This is a genomic window from Pseudoalteromonas sp. LC2018020214, assembly GCF_016598755.1.
GTDB lineage: Bacteria > Pseudomonadota > Gammaproteobacteria > Enterobacterales > Alteromonadaceae > Pseudoalteromonas > Pseudoalteromonas distincta.
On the sequence record NZ_CP066804.1, the window covers coordinates 594,466 to 613,184 of the forward strand.

The window sequence follows — 18,719 nt, forward strand, 5'->3', positions numbered from 1 at the left end:
AGTGGCTATTGAATTCCGATGAATATATTTTAGTTTTAACTATCATGGTATTAATCAAAATGGAAAGTATTGCAGACCTGCAAATTTCACAAGCTCGTTTTTCGTCTTTTGGCACTTCGTTTATGGGCCCTACACTGAGCTTTTTTTCGAAAAACTTAGCAACAAGTACATCTAAAAACACCCCACTTTTCTTTCTTGCTAGGGAAGGGTATTGGCTCGAAAAAGCTTACCAACAGTATTTATCGGGTAGTGACAAACAAGGTAATAGTTGTTATTTACTAGCATCACGCGCCTTCTTATTTAAATTACTTTTGAGTGATAGCAGAAGCTATGAGTATTCTTTAAAAGGCGACTTTAATGGCTCTTTTTTTGACTTAATGCGCACGCGTTTTTTACTTTCAAATGCAGAAATACAGCAAGTATTTAGTAAAGATATCACCCAGGAACTTGTATATTTACCTCACGACAGAAAAAAAATAATAGCTGTTTTAAATCAGCACCAAGAGTTACTAGATAATGTTATCTCTTATATTAAAAAACCCTATTTAGCTTATTTAGCATCATTAGGTGTTACTGCTCAAAGTACACTTCATTTAGTCGATTTAGGTTACTCAGGTACTATTCAGTCATTACTGACTATTTTATTGAATAAAGACACGGTTGGTCATTATCTAATATCTTCTAAGCCTGGAGAACATCGCATAGCCGATAACACAGCAACAATGAAAGGCTATTTAAAAGAAGGGGTGAAGTTAGGCGAGGGATACCTGCCATTGGATCGTTCTATGTTTTTGGAATCTTTGTTAACAGCGCCTTTCGGGCAGTTTAGAGGTATTAGGTTTAATACATTTGATAAAAATACGTTTGATTTTTACTATGGGCGCAAGGTGTCATCACAACGTTACTTTTATGAATTAGAGCAAGTTATGGCTGGAGCACTTGAGTATTGTCACCATACAGGTAAGCATCAAATAGAGTTTAATAGTGATGAGTTAGAGCTGCTACTAAATAATTATTTAAGCAAACCTAATATGATTCCTAGAAGCACTAAGCATATTTTTGATATTGACGATGACGTGACAGGTAATGGTACCGTCAATGCACTACAATTTTTTGGTTTAGCATAATGATAAATAAACAACTTATAAAAAAAACGATGCCGGGTGTATTTAGCTTTGTTAAAAGCCAGCCTCAACTATTTAAATTAGCAAAGCGAGTAGATGAGCGTATACAAACACGTGAGTATGCTAAGTTAAACGTTAATGATAAAGGGTACACAACTAAAGATATTTCATATTTGCTAAGTAGAGCTAAGCAGGCCGGTTTATTTGATTACGCTTGGTATAGCGCGCAGCAGTGTCGTACATTTAGCTGTGAGCTTGAAGCGTTTGAAGATTATTTACATAAAGGAAAGTTTAGCTGTGTAAACCCAAGCCCAAATTTTGATACAGAGCTTTATTACAAATGTAATACAGACATTTATTTACAAGGCGAACATGCTTTAGTCCATTATTTAAATCACGGCCAGCAAGAAGGGCGCACATCACTACCCGCTACTCAAAAATGGCATCCAAAAGCAATACAAAGCACTGCCGATGGTGAGGCTACCTCATTAAAAATAGCAATGTGCTTTCATGTTTTTTATGGTGAATTTATTGACTACTACTGTGATGCTTTGGCTAAATTTCCACAATCAGTAGATGTTTTTGTGAGTGTGGCTAGTGATGAACTTGCTAAAAAAGCAACAAATGATTTCGAAGCTTGTGCAAAAGTAAATAACGTGACGGTAAAAGTAGTGCCTAACCATGGTCGAAATTTTGGACCTATGCTTGTTGAGTTTGCAAGCGAGCTACAAAGCTATGATTTGTTTTGCCATATGCACTCTAAAAAGTCCCTGTACTCAGGTCGAGCTCAAACGCAATGGGCAGATTACTTAGGTGAGTATTTGTTAAAAGACCAGCATGTTATTAAGCAAGTACTTAACCATTTTAACGATAACCCTGAAAGTGGTATGTATTACCCAACCTCGTTTTGGATGATGCCTGATTGGGTTAATCATTGGCTAAAAAACAAGCCTCATGCACAAACAATAGCAAAAGAGTGGGATATAGAGTTAAGTGATGACTTTTTATCTTACCCTGCCGGTGGTATGTTTTGGGCAAGGCCTGATGCATTAAAGCAGCTTTTAGATAAAAGTTATAAGTATGATGACTTCCCTGCCGAGCCGCTCCCTAATGATGGTTCAGAACTTCATGCGCTTGAGCGAATGCTTGGTCTACTGGTAGAGAAAAACGGCTTTAAACAACTATATTACTATCCAAAGTCGGGACAGTTAACGTTTGATAATAGCTTTATTTTAGCCCAATACGTCAACACTCAAGAGAATTTACGCCACCAACTTGGTGCATTTGATCATATTAGCTTTGACGTATTTGATACGTTAGTGAGGCGCAAGTATCACGCCCCAGATTATGCTAAGTTATTACTCGGGAAGTCTCTTGTAAAAAGTAAAACAGTAAGTGATGCCCATAGCTTTGTTAAAGCACGCAATAACGCTGAGTTTGAAGTTAGAAAAGAAAAAAACTTTATTGGCGACGTTGATATTTTTGAAACATATCAATACTTGGCAAACCAACTAGGCTGGACTAAAGAGCAAGCTGTACAGTATGCCGAACAAGAATTCGCCTATGATTTAGATATGATTGTGCCTAAAGACGAAATGATAGATCTATTTAATGAGCTTATAATAGGTGGCAAACGGGTAACTGTTGCCTCTGATACTTACTATACGCAAGACCAGGTGTCGCTAATGCTTGCTAAAGTTGGGGTCAGTGTTGGGTTTGAGTTATTGGTGTCAAGTAACTTGGGTAAGCGTAAAGACAACGGTACTCTTTGGCAGCATATAAAAGAGAGCCTACCAGCAAAACAAAGTTTTATTCACGTTGGTGATAACGCTGTTGCTGATGCACAAATACCGGGCGATTTTGGATTGCAAAACTTGCATATTCTTAACCCATTAGATAAATGGCACGCAGGCGGGTTTAAAAATCCATTTGTGGGTGATTCAAGTTTAGATGAAGCGCAGATCCTCAAGTGGGGGCCGCTGGTCAGTAATTTTGGCCGTTTTCCGTTTTTAGGTGAGTAGTAAATGGTTGATTTAGTTTTACATCCAGGGCATTCAAAGTGTGGTTCGACCACAATACAAGATTTTCTTTATGCTAATAGAGAGATATTTAAAAAACGTGGAGTTTTTTTACCCGACCTAAACTTTAATTTTCCTTGTCATGATGAATATAACTTTACTTTTACTCATACCTCTCGAGATTATTTCGCGCAGGTACAAAGTGGCAGTATATCGATAGATGAGCTATCTAAAAAGTTAGATGATTTAATTAAAAGTGCTAAGGAGTTGGGCTGTAGAAGAGTAATTATTTCTGCCGAAAACTTAATTAATGGTATTGCTTCAAAAAATACAAAAGCAATCCATCAATTATTTGCTGATAGGTTTAATAATATTCGGATTGTTTATTATGTAAGACGACAAGACTCATTAATGCAGGCCGCATGGCAACAATGGGGACATAAAGATGGCCTCAACCTCGATGCATATATTGAAAAAATGAGTAAAACACGTTTTGCTGATTTTTACTTTATATCAGAGCAATTAAAAAAGTATTATCCAAAAGCGAAGTTTAAAGTATTCCCTATGGCACGTGATTACTTCATTGATAATAATTTACTAATAGATTTTTGCTCTCGTGCTTTGATTGATAAAACTAATTTAAACTTCAATATTGATGTAAGTAATACAGGTATTAGCTCAGCTTTATGTGACTCGCTTGCTAAGATTTATGATATTTATGAAACTAAGCACGATCAGAATGTAAAAAACACTTTAATTAATGCGGCCCCCAATTCTGCTTCACTCTTAACTAAAAAATATAAAAACGATTTATCTGATGAATCTAAGATAAAATTATTTGAAAAGTTTGAAACTTCAAATGTTAAATTACATAAGTCTTTCTTTCCAACTCTCCCCTTTGAAGTGATGTCCTTAAGGTGTGAGGAAAACGATTCTGATCAAGAGTTATTATTGCTTAAAAGAAAAATTGAAAAACTAGAAGATCTTAATTCAATTCAAATGGATATGATTTTACAGTTATTGAAAAAGGGAAATTAAATGGCTAATGACTTTAAGGTTAAATTAGTTGCTATAGCTAAAGATGAAGCAGCGTATTTGCCCGAATGGATATTTCATCATTTGCACTTTGGTTTTGATGCAATAGATATTTATGTAAATAATACTTCAGACAATACTGAGGAATTAGCTGCTGCTTTAAAAAACCTTGAATCTGTTAATTTTTTAGATGGGAGTCAGTTTTTTGATGGCTCCTCTGAAACGCCTCAACGCGATGCATATATAGCAGCATATGATGGGGCTCGAAACTCTGAATATACACACTTAATATATTTAGATATCGATGAATTTTGGACTCCATTTGATTTTAAAACGACAGTGCATGAATGTCTGTCTGAGATTAATGCAGACGTTATATCATTTGAATGGTTTATCCATATGAACGAAAAAGATTCTTTTTCCTTTAGCTTTCAAGAGCAAGTTAAAGGGAGAAAGGGTTTTTTAGTAAAGTCATTGGTTAAAACTAACAAGCAATTGAGAGCTTTGAATCCACATAATGTAAATATTAAAAATGCAGACTATAGACTCGCCGATGGTTCTGTTTTTGAATTCAAAATAGGTCAAAGCCACAGAGTTAACCCAAGTGAAAAATTAAAACCTTTTTTCATAACACACAGAATGTATAGAAGCGAGATGGAATACGTTTCTTTACTTTTATCTGGACGCGGGGCCAAGTTGGGTTCAGGCTCCATATATAAAGATAACCGTAATGGGTACTATAGAAATGCACAAATAAACGTAAGCTTTTTAGTAGGTAAAACTACTTTGATAGATTATAGATCTAAATATGATAGTTTTTTAAGTAAATATCAGCTAGCAGATATTTTGGCTAAGGCTCGCTTATTTGTAGAGCAGCGATACTATAAATCACTTGCAAGCCTTGAAAGTGCTCCTAGAGCTGAGCTGGATACAATTAATAAAGTTTTTAAAAATGTCTCACTTGATAGCGTAAATCGTGCAATAACAGTTTATAAAAATAATCTCAAAAAAATGCGAAGTTTAACTTCTAATCACAATAAGAGTCATAAAGTTAAATTAGTAGCAATTGCTAAGGATGAAGCCGCTTATATTCCTGAATGGGTTCATCATCATCTATTTGTTGGCTTTGATGAAATTGAAATTTTTATCAATCGTACGTCGGACAACAGCGAGCAAGTATTAAATGCAATTAATGCAAAATATCCAAATGTTACATGGGATTATGCTGATTGGATTGATAGTTGTCCGGTAGAAGCCCATAAACATATTCAGTTTATTACTTATGCTAATGCTAAATATCAATGTCAAAAAGAAGGTGAGTATAGCCATATTTTCTTTTTAGATATTGATGAGTTTTTAATACTTGATAAATTAACTTCGTCTATTCATGATTTAATTAAACGATTTCCTGCTGATACTCCTATTGCATTTGAGTGGCTTAATGATTGCACGCCAATGGCTAAAGCTTTTAGTAAAATACCACAAACATTAACTGGTAATCTATCGCCGCTAGTTAAGACCTTACTACCTGTGAATATTGCTATAAAAGAGTTTCGTCACCATTTACCGCTTTTTAAAGAGCAGGTTAATACTATGCTAGTTGATGAATCGCTATTTAAACCACAGAAAAAGGTTAAACAAGCTTTAGATTCAAGTGTTAATTCGTTGAAATCAAGCTTTATTTATCATAGAGCTCATCGCTCTCAATATGAGTATATCTCTTTACTTTATCGAGGGCGTCCTGGTGATACGTTTGCATATAAAAGCAATCGAAGAGGTTATCCTCAGCTTACAAGCAAATCCAGTTCTGTACTGCTAAATGAAAAAGTTTATACAGAGTATCAAGCTAGCTTTGAAGAGTTTGTTGATGCCATGGCGATTGGTAAGTTAAGTAAAGTCGCTGAGCAGTTTGTTAGTGAGCGCTATAAAGCGTCAATTGATAACTTGAATAAACATTTATTGCAAGACTACCCGTTAATGGTAAGGCTTTTTTCAGGGGTTTTTGACGATAAAGTAATGGGGGCTTTTAAAAGCTATAGAGCAGAGCTTATTAAGGCAGACCCTAAAAATGTTGATTTACTTATTAACTTATCGAATGATGCGCAAAAGCAAGATATTGATGAAGCAATTGAAATTATTCTATTGGCTAAAAAAGTAAGGCCTAAGGGACCGCTAATTAATAAAAAATTAGAGCAACTTTTACAGATTAAGCAACAGTCAACGAATAAGTAGTTGCAGGGAAGAAAGTGAGTAACTTGACTGTATCGTTAACCTCTTATGGGGAGCGTATTAATAGTGTTCATCATGTTGTTGAGTCATTAAAAAGCCAATTATGCAGTGCTTATAAAGTTATATTGTTGGTAGAGAAGAAAAAATTATCTCGAATTTAATTAGCAAAGATAAAAAAGAGTTAAGAGCTAACCTATTTAGCTTTTAATTTATGTTTAAGGTTTATTAATGTCAGTTAAGGTAGTTATACATATAGGTCCTCCTAAAACAGGGACCTCTGCAATACAGTATTGTTTACAGCATGATAGGCAACGCTTAGCTGAAAATGGGATTTATTATCCAAAGCATACTACTGATGTAAATGGGATCAGTTCAGGTAATTTAAATAGTATATATGACGTTACAGCTAGTTTAGGCCGCTCTATTAATAAAGGTAAAGTTGATAAGCTAATCAACCTTTGTGAAAAGCTGAGCATGCATACCTTACTTTTAAGTTCAGAGTTTTTCTTTGAAAATATGAAAGAGGTTAGTTGTGCGTTCCCTAATGCGATATTTATAGCTTATATTCGTAACCCACTAGATAGTTTTGAGTCTTTATATAACCAGTCGGTAAAAAGGCATCATAAAGTCGATCCTATTAAAAACCTCCCCAAGTTGCCTAAATTTTATTTGACTAAACTTGAGGCTATTTTAGATGAAATTGGCGCTAGCCATTTTATTTTACGTGCATATAGCAAAAGTGCATTTGTAGGAGGGAGTATTATTGATGATTTTTATAGTATTTTAAATGTTACTCCACCACTGATAACGAGTAAAAGTATTAATCCTTCTTATAGCTTTGAAGCTTTAGAGTTTAAGCGATGGATAAACCAGTTTTGCTCTCATAGCTTAGCATTAAAAGCTGATAAAATTTTACAAAACTTTAAAAGTGATTTAGGGCCTTTTTCTCTTATTGAGCCAAAAACATATGAGCTATATAAAGAGCAAGCTGTGTGTTTTTTAAATAAGCTGCAAAGTAAGCACTGTATTTTTGGGTTTGAAGGCTTATTAGATGATGTCCATAATGCGAAGCAAAAATTATACAAAAATCAAAAGTTAAGCGAAGAAGATTTTAATCAGGTGGCGAACTATATAGATCACAAAGCACCAGAGGTTTATAAATCTATTTGTAATGCACTTTACCTTTCTAGTTATCGTTCTTGTTACACTGGCACATATGGGCAGGCTTTTATTAAAAAATATAAGCTGTCTGATATTTCGGATAAATATATGTATAAAACACAAGTGATAAATTTTATAAAGCGCTTACTAGGTAAAACTACGAATGCTGAAGAGCTTCCTTTTATGCTTCCAAATTCAGGTGATATTAGTAGACTAAGAAATACACTTCGATTAGGTGATGATGTTAGTGATGTAGATATATTAAGAGAGCTGGCCTTTGTTGCAGAAAAAAATCATGATATTGGGTTAGCTTATATGTTTATGAAAAGAGCACAAAAGTTAAGGCCTAATGGGCCGTTAATTAACAAAAAAATTAAATTGTATGAGCGCAAGATAGATAGCGCCAATACAGAAAAGCAGATCCTCAAGTGAAAATATTAAGAAAGGCTTTAGTAAAAACGCTAAAAGCATTCATCGGTATTTTACCTCTTAGTATTATCGATAAAGCAAAGCAACACCCGAGCTTAGTAGCTGCTTATAGTCGCAATTTGCACAAAAGTGGTTTGCTCTATCAATTACAAACTTTAGATGAGCTGGATCGTTCTTACGCTGATTATATTCATCAACATAGTAGCTATCTTACAAAGCAAGTTGATTGCTTTTCCAATGTAAATAATAGTGGTTGCTCGTTAATAGTTTGCGTAACCGATTACAGTCCTAGTAAATTACTTGATACCTTTAACAGTATAAGTGAGCAGCATACCCCATTTGTAAATATCGTTGTGTATTGCCACAATAATAATAAAAACGATATTAGTGATTTTTTAAACTTAAATAGCAAATTAAATTTAAATGTTGTTTGTTCGTTAAGTGAACAGGGGGGGGCTAGTAAAATAATTAACGAGCCGTGCTTTTTTGTATATGCTGGTGATGTATTACACCCGTATTTAGGGTTTGTACTTGCTACAGAGTTGTCGCAATCAACCGAGCTGACTTATGTTGATACTGATTTATTAAGTACCAAGGGTAAAAAAAGAGAGTTTGCTGATTTTAAACCTAGTTGGAATCCAGATTTACAGCTGACTAACGGTTATATTAGTTCGGGTATTTGGGTTAAACAGCTAAGAGGCTTTGATGCTGAAAAGCTTCCTATCAATAAATTTATGCTGAGTATGTATGTATGTACTCGTCATCTTAAAAATCCTAGTTTAAAGGTTGGACATATAGCTCAGGTATTACTTTCAAGAGAGCCTACACTACCTGATTTTAGTGATGCTAAAAGCCAATTAAGCGTTTTATATGACTCATTCGCGAGTATTGTGCCATCAAGGCTACCAAGTGTTTATTTGCGATGGCATTTAGATAAAAAACCATTAGTGTCGATTATTATTCCTACGCGTAATGGTTTGGAATTAGTAAAAAACTGCATTGACTCTATTTTAAGTAAAACTACTTATGATAACTATGAAGTTTTGCTTATTGATAATGCTTCAGATGATCCTGACTGCATTAAATATTTCAATGAGTTAAGCAAGCATTCAAAAATAAAGGTGTTTAATTATCCGTCAGAATTTAACTATTCGGCAATAAATAACTTTGCAGCTAGAAAAGCAAATGGCGATGTGTTGGCGCTAGTTAATAATGATATTGAAGTAATCGAACCTGATTGGCTATTGAATATGGTTAGCCATGTTATGCGTGAAGATATAGGCTGTGTTGGCGCAAAGCTGTTGTATTCAGATAATCGTATCCAACATGCAGGTGTTATTATGGGTTATGGGGGCGGCGCCGGGCATGGACATAAGTATTTCCCAAGCGATCATTATGGTTATATGAACCGCTTGGTTGCGAGTCAAAATTACAGTGCGGTTACCGCTGCATGCTTGCTTGTTAAGACAGATGACTTTTGGGCTGTGGGTGGTTTGAACGAAGAAAAGCTAGCAATAGCTTTTAATGATGTTGATTTTTGTTTAAAGGTACTACAATTAGGTAGGCGAAACCTATATTGTGCAGAGGCTGTTTTATACCATCATGAGTCTGTATCGCGCGGACACGAAGATACGCCTGAAAAGGTGCGACGTTTTAATGCTGAGCTTAATTATCTGCAAACTACCTGGTGTGATTTTATTGCTAACGACCCTGCATATAATCCTAATTTAACTCGCAAACGTGAAAACTTTGCGATTAAGTCTTTTAGGTAGTTAATAAAAAGTAAAACTAGCGTTATTATTCGTTATGTTTTTTTGTGTGCTTAATTAAAGTAAGCTAGAATTGCTTTTAGTTTGTAAATGACTGTTTATTTGAGTTGTTTTATCTTTTTATAGAGAGAGTATGATCCCAATTTCGGCAACTAATAATCAGTTTATATTGCAGTCTACTTACCCAATTGCAAGTAGCGTAAGTGTTGTTTGCGGTATGTCTGTTTATATCAACGACCGGCTAGAGTGGGTAAAACAAGCAGTTGAAAGTGTTTTAAACCAAACTTTACCTGCTGATTTATTTATGATTGTGCTCGATGGTGAAGTAGCAGACGATATTGCTATTTACTTAACTAAAATAGAAAAACAACACCCAAATTTAGCGTTAGTGCATGGTCTAAAAAATAAAGGGTTAAGCACATGCATGAACTATATTATCGACTCAACCTTGCCATTAAATCCAGAATACTTTTTTAGAATGGATGCCGATGATATTTGCGTACCTCACCGTTTTGAAAAACAAGTTACTTTACTAAATAAGCATCAAGATGTTGATGTGCTTGGCTCTGCTTTGTGGGAAGTAGACGAACAAGGTAACAGAGCTGGTATACGTAGGTTACCCCTTACTCATTCTAAATTAATTTGCGCTTTTTCGCGTCGTTGCCCTATAAATCATCCTACGGTAGCTATTAGGTATAGTGTATTTGCACGTGGGCATCGGTATTTAACTAACATGCTTAACACTCAAGACTATTTTTTATGGATAGCGTTGGCAAAAGATGGATGCAAATTTGCGAATGTAAAAGAGCCATTACTTCATTTTAGGCGCATAAATGGTTTTTATAAAAGGCGTGGCAGAGGTAAGTCGGTAAATGAATTTAAAGCTAGGCTTTTAGCTATGGATTCCCTTAAGCAAAAGTCGTTGCAAAATTATTGTTATGCGTTATTTGTATTAGTATTACGAATGATGCCTTCATGGATTATAAAAGTTGCATATAAAGCCGACCGCTTTATATTGGGCTTAAATAAACACAATTAATTATGATTGGTGCAGTTTTAGTTGTTTATAAGCCCGACCTAGCGTTAACAGAACGATTATTAACGCGTTTATATGGGCAAACAGAAGAAGTGGTTATAGTTGATAATAGCCCAACCCCTCACGATTTTAGTAAAATTATTACTCACTACCATTATATACACCTCTCTTCTAATTCAGGTATTGCGTCAGCTCATAACGCAGGTTTAATCTATTTATTAGAAGCGGGTTGTGAATATGCGATTTTACTTGATCAAGACAGCCTAATACCCAGCGATATGGTGTTTAACCTAAGTAGCTTACTTAAAGCATCTAATAAAATGAAGCAAAATGTAGTTGCTATTGGGCCTAGGATTCGTTGTAGCTTTTCAGACAAAAAAGTAAACCCTAAAGTTCAAAAAGAAGTTTTTGAATATGATGAACTGGTAGGAGTTACTCAAATTATTGCATCCGGGATGATGATAGATTTAAGTGCTCTTGATGAAATCGGTTTAAAAGACGAGTCCTTATTTATTGATGGCGTTGATCATGAGTGGTGTTGGCGAGCCCGTAGTATGGGTTTTGATATCGCTAAGGCTAAAAATATTGAAATGATTCATCGTTTAGGCGACTCCCGTAGTAAATTTGTGGGGATAACTTATAAAGTCGGTGCCCCAATTAGGTTGTATTATCAGTTTAGAAATATTCTATTGCTGAGCCGCAGAGCGTACGTCCCTAATTATTGGAAAGTAAGGTGTTTGTTTTTTATGCCGATACGCTTTTTTTTAAATTCTGTTATGCAAAAAAATAGACGTAAGCGCCTTGGGTTTATGCTCAAAGGTATTTACGATGGATTACTAGGAAAAAAAGGCCCCTATGATAAACATTGGAAATAGTATAAAAAGAGCGAATATATAGGTTTTGTAATCACTCATAAAATGAGTGACTATCACTATAGAGAAGAAAGGGAGAAGTGATTTACCTTCTCTGTGTAGCGCGCAGCGCCTCTGTGCTCTCGGTGGTAAAAATGTTTTGTAGGTGAGGTTTTATACCTCGCTTATAGAGTAAGTAATTAAGACATTATCACCACCACCGAGAAGGCAAGGAGAAGTGAAAGAGAAGATCTAATAACTTCTCAGTGTAGCGCGAAGCGCCTCGGTGGTAAAATTGTTTTGGGCTAAATGCTCATAAAGTGATTAAGACATTATTATCACCACCGAGAAGACAAGGAGAAGTGAAGGAGAAGATCTAATAACTTCTCAGTGTAGCGCGAAGCGCTTCTGTGCCCTCGGTGGTAAAATTGTTTTGTAGGTGAGGTTTTATAGCTCGCTTATAGAGTAAGTGATTAAGACATTATTATCACCACCGAGAAGACAAAGAGAAGTAAAGGAGAAAACCTAATAATTTCTTTGTGTAGCGCGAAGCGCCTCTGTGCCCTCGGTGGTGAAATTGTTTTGTAGGTAAGGTTTTATACCTTGTTTTTAACAAAGTTAATTTAGATGAGCGCGAAGCAAATTCGCACCTACAAGGTGGCATAGGTTGTAGGTGAGGTTTTATATCTGGCTCATAGAGTAAATAGGGATTATTTACTTTCTTGATGAAGCACTCAGCACCTTAGTGAAGAATATAGTACTATGAACGCATACTTGCGCATTGAATGCGGTGTTTATAATATTTAAACTAGTACGCATAATAGTTTTAGTTTAGCCAAATAATAATTTAATAATTGGCTTGGATGGATTTTGATAATTTAGGATATAAACAAACGTTATGCATGAAGAAAAGTTAACTCACCTTAAAGCGCTCGAAGCAGAGTCAATACATATAATGCGTGAAGTTGCCGCAGAATTCGATAATCCGGTAATGCTTTACTCTGTAGGTAAAGATTCTTCGGTGCTATTACACCTAGCCCGTAAAGCTTTTTATCCTGGTAAAATCCCTTTTCCGTTAATGCATGTAGATACAAACTGGAAATTTAAAGAAATGATTCAGTTTAGAGACCAGATGGCTGAAAAGCATGGTTTCGATTTAATTGTTCATAAAAACCCTGAAGGTTTAGAGATGGGGATTAGCCCATTTGTTCATGGAAGTGCTAAACACACTGACATTATGAAAACTCAAGGTTTAAAGCAGGCACTTGATATGAACGGTTTTGATGCTGCATTCGGTGGTGCTCGTCGCGATGAAGAAAAATCTCGCGCTAAAGAGCGTGTTTATTCATTTCGTGATAAGAATCATCGTTGGGATCCTAAAAATCAACGTCCAGAACTTTGGAATGTCTATAACAGCAAAGTAGATAAAGGTGAAAGCATTCGCGTATTTCCACTTAGTAACTGGACTGAGTTAGATATTTGGCAATACATTTACCTTGAAGGTATTGAAATTCCGTCATTGTATTTTGCACAAGAGCGTCCAGTTGTTGAGCGTGATGGCACATTAATTATGGTTGATGATGAACGAATGGAGCTTGAAAAAGGCGAAGAAGTTCAGCAAAAAATGGTTCGTTTTAGAACGTTAGGTTGTTATCCATTAACGGGAGCTGTTGAGTCTGTGGCTCAAACATTACCTGAAATTATCCAAGAAATGCTGCTTTGTACTACTTCAGAGCGCCAAGGCAGAGTAATCGATAACGATTCAGCTGGTTCTATGGAAAAGAAAAAAATGGAAGGTTATTTCTAACCATACGTTAGAGATTTTAAGAGACAAGTTATCACTAAGTTATAAATAAAGTATAGATAACTGCTTGTTATTAACCTATTACGAACCAAATTTCAGAGAAAATTATGTCACAAGATACAAACTTACTTGCAACCGATATTGAAGCTTACTTAAAAGTTCACGAAAACAAAGATATGCTACGTATTTTAACATGCGGTAGTGTAGATGATGGTAAATCAACTTTAATTGGTCGCTTACTTTACGATAGTAAAATGATCTTTGAAGATCAGATGGCGGCTATCGAAAAAGATTCAAAACGCTTTAACACTACGGACAACGATTTTGACTTAGCGCTTTTAGTTGATGGTCTTCAGTCGGAGCGTGAGCAAGGTATTACAATTGATGTTGCATATCGATACTTTGCAACGGAACAACGTAAATTTATTATTGCCGATACGCCAGGACATGAGCAATATACTCGTAATATGGCAACGGGCGCTTCAACATGTGATTTAGCAATTATTTTGATTGATGCTCGCCATGGTGTGCAAGTTCAAACACGTCGCCATAGCTATATCTGTTCTTTGTTAGGAATTAAAAATGTAGTTATTGCTATTAATAAAATGGATGCAGTCGGTTACGAGCAATCTGTTTATCAAAACATTAAAAAAGATTACCGAGAGTTTGCTGAAAAATTATCTTTTGATGATATACGTTTTGTACCAATTTCGGCACTGCGTGGTGATAACGTAGTAAATGAAAGTGAAGCGATGTCTTGGTACCCTGGCTCTACGCTAATGAAGCTTTTAAACACGGTTTCAGTGACACATGCTAAAAATGATGAATTTAGACTGCAAGTACAATATGTTAACCGCCCTAATTTAGATTTTCGTGGCTTTAGTGGCACTATAGCTGCTGGCGATATTAGAGTGGGGGATACTGTTGCGTCATTACCTTCAGGTAAAGAAAGTAAAGTTAAATCAATAGTTACTTTTGACGGCAACCTTGGAAAAGCTTCTGCAGGTATGGCTATTACGCTAACGCTTGAAGATGAAATTGATGTAAGTCGTGGCGATATGCTAGTGCGCCCTCATCAAAAACCTCATTCATCTGCTAATTTAGAAGCTGATGTGGTGTGGATGACTGAAGAAGCGTTACAAGTTGACCGTGAATATGAAATAAAAGTTGGCAGTAAGTCTGTTTTTGGCCACGTAGAAGCTGTTAACTATAAAGTTGACGTGAATACGCTAGAGCAAAAAGAAGCGTCGCAGCTAAACTTAAATGAGATTGGTAATTGTCAGTTTGCTTTAACGGCACCGGTACAATTTGATGCTTATGATCTGAATAAGCACACTGGTGCGTTTATTGTTATTGATCGCTTAACTAACGTAACTGTTGGTGCTGGGATGATACGTAAGCCTCTGGATGCTAAAACGAATAAATCGCAAAGCCAACATTCTGTTTTTGAAGTTGAGTTTAATGCGTTGGTTCGTAAACATTTTCCTCATTGGGATGCAAAAGTAATTCGTTAGATTACTCATGCTAAGCATTGCGGGCTTTTTAAGCCCGCACTTTTGTTTTATTAACTATGGATGGCTACTATAATTATGCCATTAGATGCTTATCTAACGCTTTTTATTTTTGCACTTACGGTTACTGGATTAATTGTTATTCAAGGAAGGCCAGTCGCTGTTTTTGGGGCGACGCTCGTTGCTTTGATAGCTTTTGATTTGGTCACTAAAGAACAATTTTTAACAAGCATTGCAAACCCTGGTTTAGTGACTTTAATTTTACTTGTATTGTGTTCTTTAGCACTTGAAAAAACACGTTTGTTAAGGGTTGTAGCATCTAAAATAATTGTGAGTAGCTACCATTCTACTTGGTTTAGATTATTTGGAGTTACTACACTTTTTTCGTCTATCTTAAATAATACAGCTGTTGTCGCTACGTTACTTTCTCCTATACGTAATAATCCTCACCACTTTTCGAGCAAACTACTTTTACCTCTTTCCTACGCTTCTATTTTAGGTGGTACTTTAACACTTATAGGAACGTCAACTAATTTGATTGTTAACTCAATGTATATTGAGGCTTCTGGACGTTCACTGTCGTTTTTTTCGTTCACAGCGATAGGGGCTATTTTGGTCGTTAGTTGTGGTGTTGTTATGTATTTTTGCACGAATATGTTACCGAGTATTGAGCAAAAAAAGGCGATCTCTGAAGGGTATTTTATTGATGCTAAGGTTGCTGAAAACTCTGAGCTTATCGGGCGTTCCGTTGAAGCTAATGGCTTGAGGCATTTAGAGTCATTGTTTCTGGTGGAAATAGTGAGAAAGGGGCACTTAATTAGTCCTGTGTCTCCTTCGGAGGTTATACAGTGCTCTGATAGGCTTATATTTTGTGGCGAAGTTACTAAGTTACTTCAGCTTGGACAATTTACAGGCTTAGAGATTTTTGCTGAAAAAAACGGTACGTTAAATAGCAATTTAACTGAAGTAGTAGTTAGACAAGAAAGTATTCTTGTTGGTAAGACCTTAAAAACAACAGGTTTTAGGGCTTTATTTGATGCCGCTGTAGTTGCAATTAGACGCGATGGTGAGCAGGTCTCTGGAAAGTTAGGGGATGTTGTAATTCGTTCTGGTGACTTTTTAGTCTTAGCGGTGGGTAAAGATTACAAAACAAGAACCAATATTAATAAAAACTTTTTAGTACTTTCTGGCGTTGAGCCTGAATCAAGAATAAATGGGTGGCGTGCTTGGCTATCTATTGGTGGGTTTATTTCAATCATTGTACTGGCCGCTTTTGGTATTCTTGATTTATTAGAAGGTTTGGTATTATTACTCGGAGCGTTGTTATTCACTCATAGTTTAACTACGAATGAGCTGGTTAGACGCTTTCCAGTTGATATTTGGTTAGTTGTTTCGTCGGCAATTTTGCTTTCAAATGCATTAGTTAATTCTGGTGTAGTAGTTACATTAGGCGATTTTATTGGCCAGTATAACGATCCGAGTTATGTATATATTGCTTTAATTTTTGTTTATATAGCAACTTGGTTAATGACTGAGTTTGTGACCAATAACGCGGCAGCTGCATTAATGTTTCCTATAGGTTATACCATTGCACTTGGGTTTGGAGTAGATGTATTGCCATTTGTTATGACAGTTGCTTTTGCTGCAAGTGGAAGTTTTATAAGCCCTTATGGTTATCAAACTAATTTAATGGTTTTTAATGCCGGTAACTATAGATTAAATGACTTTGTTAAAATGGGCTTACCTGTCAGTGTTGTTTATGCTGTGGTAGTTTTAGTTTGTATTCCGGTATTTTTTCCGTTTAAGTAAGTATTTAATGCACTTTAGTGTCGCATTTAAAATTATATTACGCCAGTGTGGGGTTATCTCGCACTGTATAAGAATTAGAGTAAGGTATATTAATGAGCCAGGATGAAAATATAGTATGGCACACACAAACGGTGTCACGAGAGAAAAAGCAAGTTCACAAAGGACATAAGCCTGTTTTGCTTTGGTATACGGGATTAAGTGGCTCAGGTAAGTCTACTATTGCTAATGCGGTAGAATCAAAATTATTTGAATTAGGTTGTCATACTTATTTGTTAGATGGTGACAATGTTCGTATGGGCCTAAATAAAGGGCTTACATTTAGCGATGAAGACCGTATTGAAAATATTCGTCGTATTAGCGAAGTTGCTAAGTTATTTGTGGATGCAGGATTAATAGTATCGACTGCATTTATTTCTCCATTTGCTACAGATCGTGCCCAGGCTCGCAGTATTATGGCTAAAGGTGAGTTTATTGAGGTGTTTATTGATACCCCAATAGAAGTATGCGAAAGCCGCGATCCTAAAGGTTTGTATAAAAAAGCGAGAGCTGGTGAAATACCTAACTTTACTGGGATTAGCTCTGCTTTTGATGTACCAATATCACCAGAGATACATGTTAAAACAGCACAGCAAAGTATTGAACAAAGTGTTGAGCAAATTATTCAGTATTTAAAGGAAAAAGAAGTTATAAAATTATAGGTATTCAGATTTTGATACCAGAATAATTTAAAGATTAACTGCTTAGTTAAGCAAAGTACTTTGATTTCTGACTTTGAGACTACTATGAAATATGATGTTTTTAATGGTGATGCTGATGGTATTATCGCATTGCTTCAGTTACAACTTGCTAACCCTACAGAGACAGTTAAAGTAACTGGGGTTAAGCGTGATATTCAGTTACTAAAAAAAGTAACACCACAATCAGGCGACTGCATTCGTGTGCTTGATATTTCAATGGAAAAAAATATGTCAGCTCTTCATGATGCATTAACGGCTGGCGCAAAAGTTATGTATGTTGACCATCACAAAGCAGGTGACATTCCTAATCACGCAAATTTATTTCCTCATATAGATCTGGATGCAAATATGTGCACCAGTTTAATTGTGAGTGATTTACTTGATAAGCAATTTCACTTATGGGCAATTACGGCTGCATATGGTGATAATTTATTTGCAAAGGCTGATGCAGAAGCTGATAAGTTAAAACTGTCTGAATTACAAAAATCGCAGCTAAAAGCATTTGGTACGTATATTAATTATAACGGTTACGGTAGTGAAGTTGCTGATTTACATTTTCCTCCAGAAGATCTTTACGAGCAACTTTTGCAATATAAATCGCCGCTTGATGCCATAAACGATGAAAGCTCAGCTTACTATACTTTAGAGCGTGCTTATAAAGCTGATATGAAAAAAGCTGCAGGGGCCAAAGTTCTGCATGATTGTGATACTGCCAAAGTTATTTTATTAGATGATGAGCCTTGGGCGCGTCGTGTTAGTGGTGTATTAGGTAATGATTTAGCTAACCAAGCTTCAACGAAAGCGCATGGTGTTGTTACAAGTAATAATAAAGGAAGTTACACTGTTAGCGTACGCGCTCCGCTTAGTAATAAGCAGGGGGCTGTTGATATATGTAGTAAGTTTGCAACAGGTGGTGGGCGTGCGGCAGCTGCTGGAATTAATGAGCTGCCTGAGTCGCAACTTTCGAACTTTATAACTGAACTAGTAGGTTACTATAAGTAATGTATTTAGATGAGTTCTAAATCTTATTTATTAAGTGAATTCACAAAGTGAATAAGTAATAGTTATCAACATGGAGGGGACAGAGAAGTGAAGGAGAAGATCTAATAACTTCTCAGTGCAGCGTGCAGCGCCTCTGTGCCCTCGGTGGTAAAATTGTTATGTAGGTGAGGTTTTATACCTCGCTCATAAAGTAATTAAGACATT

General features: G+C 35.8%; 14 protein-coding genes. All 14 read left to right on the plus strand.

Features of this window, described 5'->3' with window-relative positions; genetic code table 11:
- Nucleotides 1–59: 59 nt before the first annotated feature.
- Nucleotides 60–1,127, plus strand: coding sequence for an HAD family hydrolase (locus tag JG479_RS02490; protein WP_234047866.1), 1,068 nt, complete (start codon nucleotides 60–62; stop codon nucleotides 1,125–1,127).
- The gene (locus JG479_RS02495; RefSeq protein WP_200219884.1) at nucleotides 1,127–3,145 is read left to right on the plus strand and encodes a rhamnan synthesis F family protein; all 2,019 of its coding nucleotides are present in this window, start codon (nucleotides 1,127–1,129) and stop codon (nucleotides 3,143–3,145) included. The genes JG479_RS02490 and JG479_RS02495 overlap by 1 nt, the downstream gene beginning before the upstream one ends.
- Nucleotides 3,146–3,148: 3 nt before the next feature.
- A complete protein-coding gene (locus JG479_RS02500) occupies nucleotides 3,149–4,180 on the plus strand; it encodes a hypothetical protein (RefSeq protein ID WP_200219885.1) in 1,032 nt (343 codons plus the stop codon).
- Nucleotides 4,181–6,409, plus strand: a complete 2,229-nt coding sequence (locus JG479_RS02505; RefSeq protein WP_200219886.1) for a glycosyltransferase family 2 protein — start codon at nucleotides 4,181–4,183, stop codon at nucleotides 6,407–6,409. It begins immediately after the preceding gene.
- A 14-nt stretch (nucleotides 6,410–6,423) separates the two neighbouring features.
- Nucleotides 6,424–6,567 carry a hypothetical protein gene (locus JG479_RS02510; protein ID WP_200219887.1) on the plus strand — a complete coding sequence of 48 codons (144 nt, stop codon included), beginning with the start codon at nucleotides 6,424–6,426 and terminating at the stop codon, nucleotides 6,565–6,567.
- A 67-nt stretch (nucleotides 6,568–6,634) separates the two neighbouring features.
- On the plus strand, nucleotides 6,635–7,999 hold the full coding sequence (locus JG479_RS02515) for a hypothetical protein (RefSeq protein WP_200219888.1): 1,365 nt from the start codon (nucleotides 6,635–6,637) through the stop codon (nucleotides 7,997–7,999).
- Nucleotides 7,996–9,768 carry a glycosyltransferase family 2 protein gene (locus JG479_RS02520; RefSeq protein ID WP_200219889.1) on the plus strand — a complete coding sequence of 591 codons (1,773 nt, stop codon included), beginning with the start codon at nucleotides 7,996–7,998 and terminating at the stop codon, nucleotides 9,766–9,768. The genes JG479_RS02515 and JG479_RS02520 overlap by 4 nt, the downstream gene beginning before the upstream one ends.
- A gap of 130 nt (nucleotides 9,769–9,898) precedes the next feature.
- Entirely contained in the window at nucleotides 9,899–10,804 is a 906-nt protein-coding gene (locus JG479_RS02525) for a glycosyltransferase (RefSeq protein ID WP_002962427.1), read from the plus strand.
- Between the two features lie 2 nt (nucleotides 10,805–10,806).
- On the plus strand, nucleotides 10,807–11,676 hold the full coding sequence (locus JG479_RS02530; RefSeq protein ID WP_200219890.1) for a glycosyltransferase family 2 protein: 870 nt from the start codon (nucleotides 10,807–10,809) through the stop codon (nucleotides 11,674–11,676).
- 874 nt (nucleotides 11,677–12,550) lie between these two features.
- The gene (gene cysD, locus JG479_RS02535) at nucleotides 12,551–13,459 is read left to right on the plus strand and encodes a sulfate adenylyltransferase subunit CysD (RefSeq protein WP_200219891.1); all 909 of its coding nucleotides are present in this window, start codon (nucleotides 12,551–12,553) and stop codon (nucleotides 13,457–13,459) included.
- A 104-nt stretch (nucleotides 13,460–13,563) separates the two neighbouring features.
- Complete coding sequence (gene cysN, locus JG479_RS02540) at nucleotides 13,564–14,970, plus strand: sulfate adenylyltransferase subunit CysN (RefSeq protein WP_200219892.1); 1,407 nt, start codon at nucleotides 13,564–13,566, stop codon at nucleotides 14,968–14,970.
- A 75-nt stretch (nucleotides 14,971–15,045) separates the two neighbouring features.
- The gene (locus tag JG479_RS02545; protein ID WP_200219893.1) at nucleotides 15,046–16,776 is read left to right on the plus strand and encodes an SLC13 family permease; all 1,731 of its coding nucleotides are present in this window, start codon (nucleotides 15,046–15,048) and stop codon (nucleotides 16,774–16,776) included.
- A gap of 92 nt (nucleotides 16,777–16,868) precedes the next feature.
- Nucleotides 16,869–17,474, plus strand: a complete 606-nt coding sequence (cysC, locus tag JG479_RS02550; protein WP_039485560.1) for an adenylyl-sulfate kinase — start codon at nucleotides 16,869–16,871, stop codon at nucleotides 17,472–17,474.
- Between the two features lie 84 nt (nucleotides 17,475–17,558).
- Complete coding sequence (locus JG479_RS02555; RefSeq protein WP_200219894.1) at nucleotides 17,559–18,515, plus strand: DHH family phosphoesterase; 957 nt, start codon at nucleotides 17,559–17,561, stop codon at nucleotides 18,513–18,515.
- Nucleotides 18,516–18,719 lie beyond the last annotated feature (204 nt).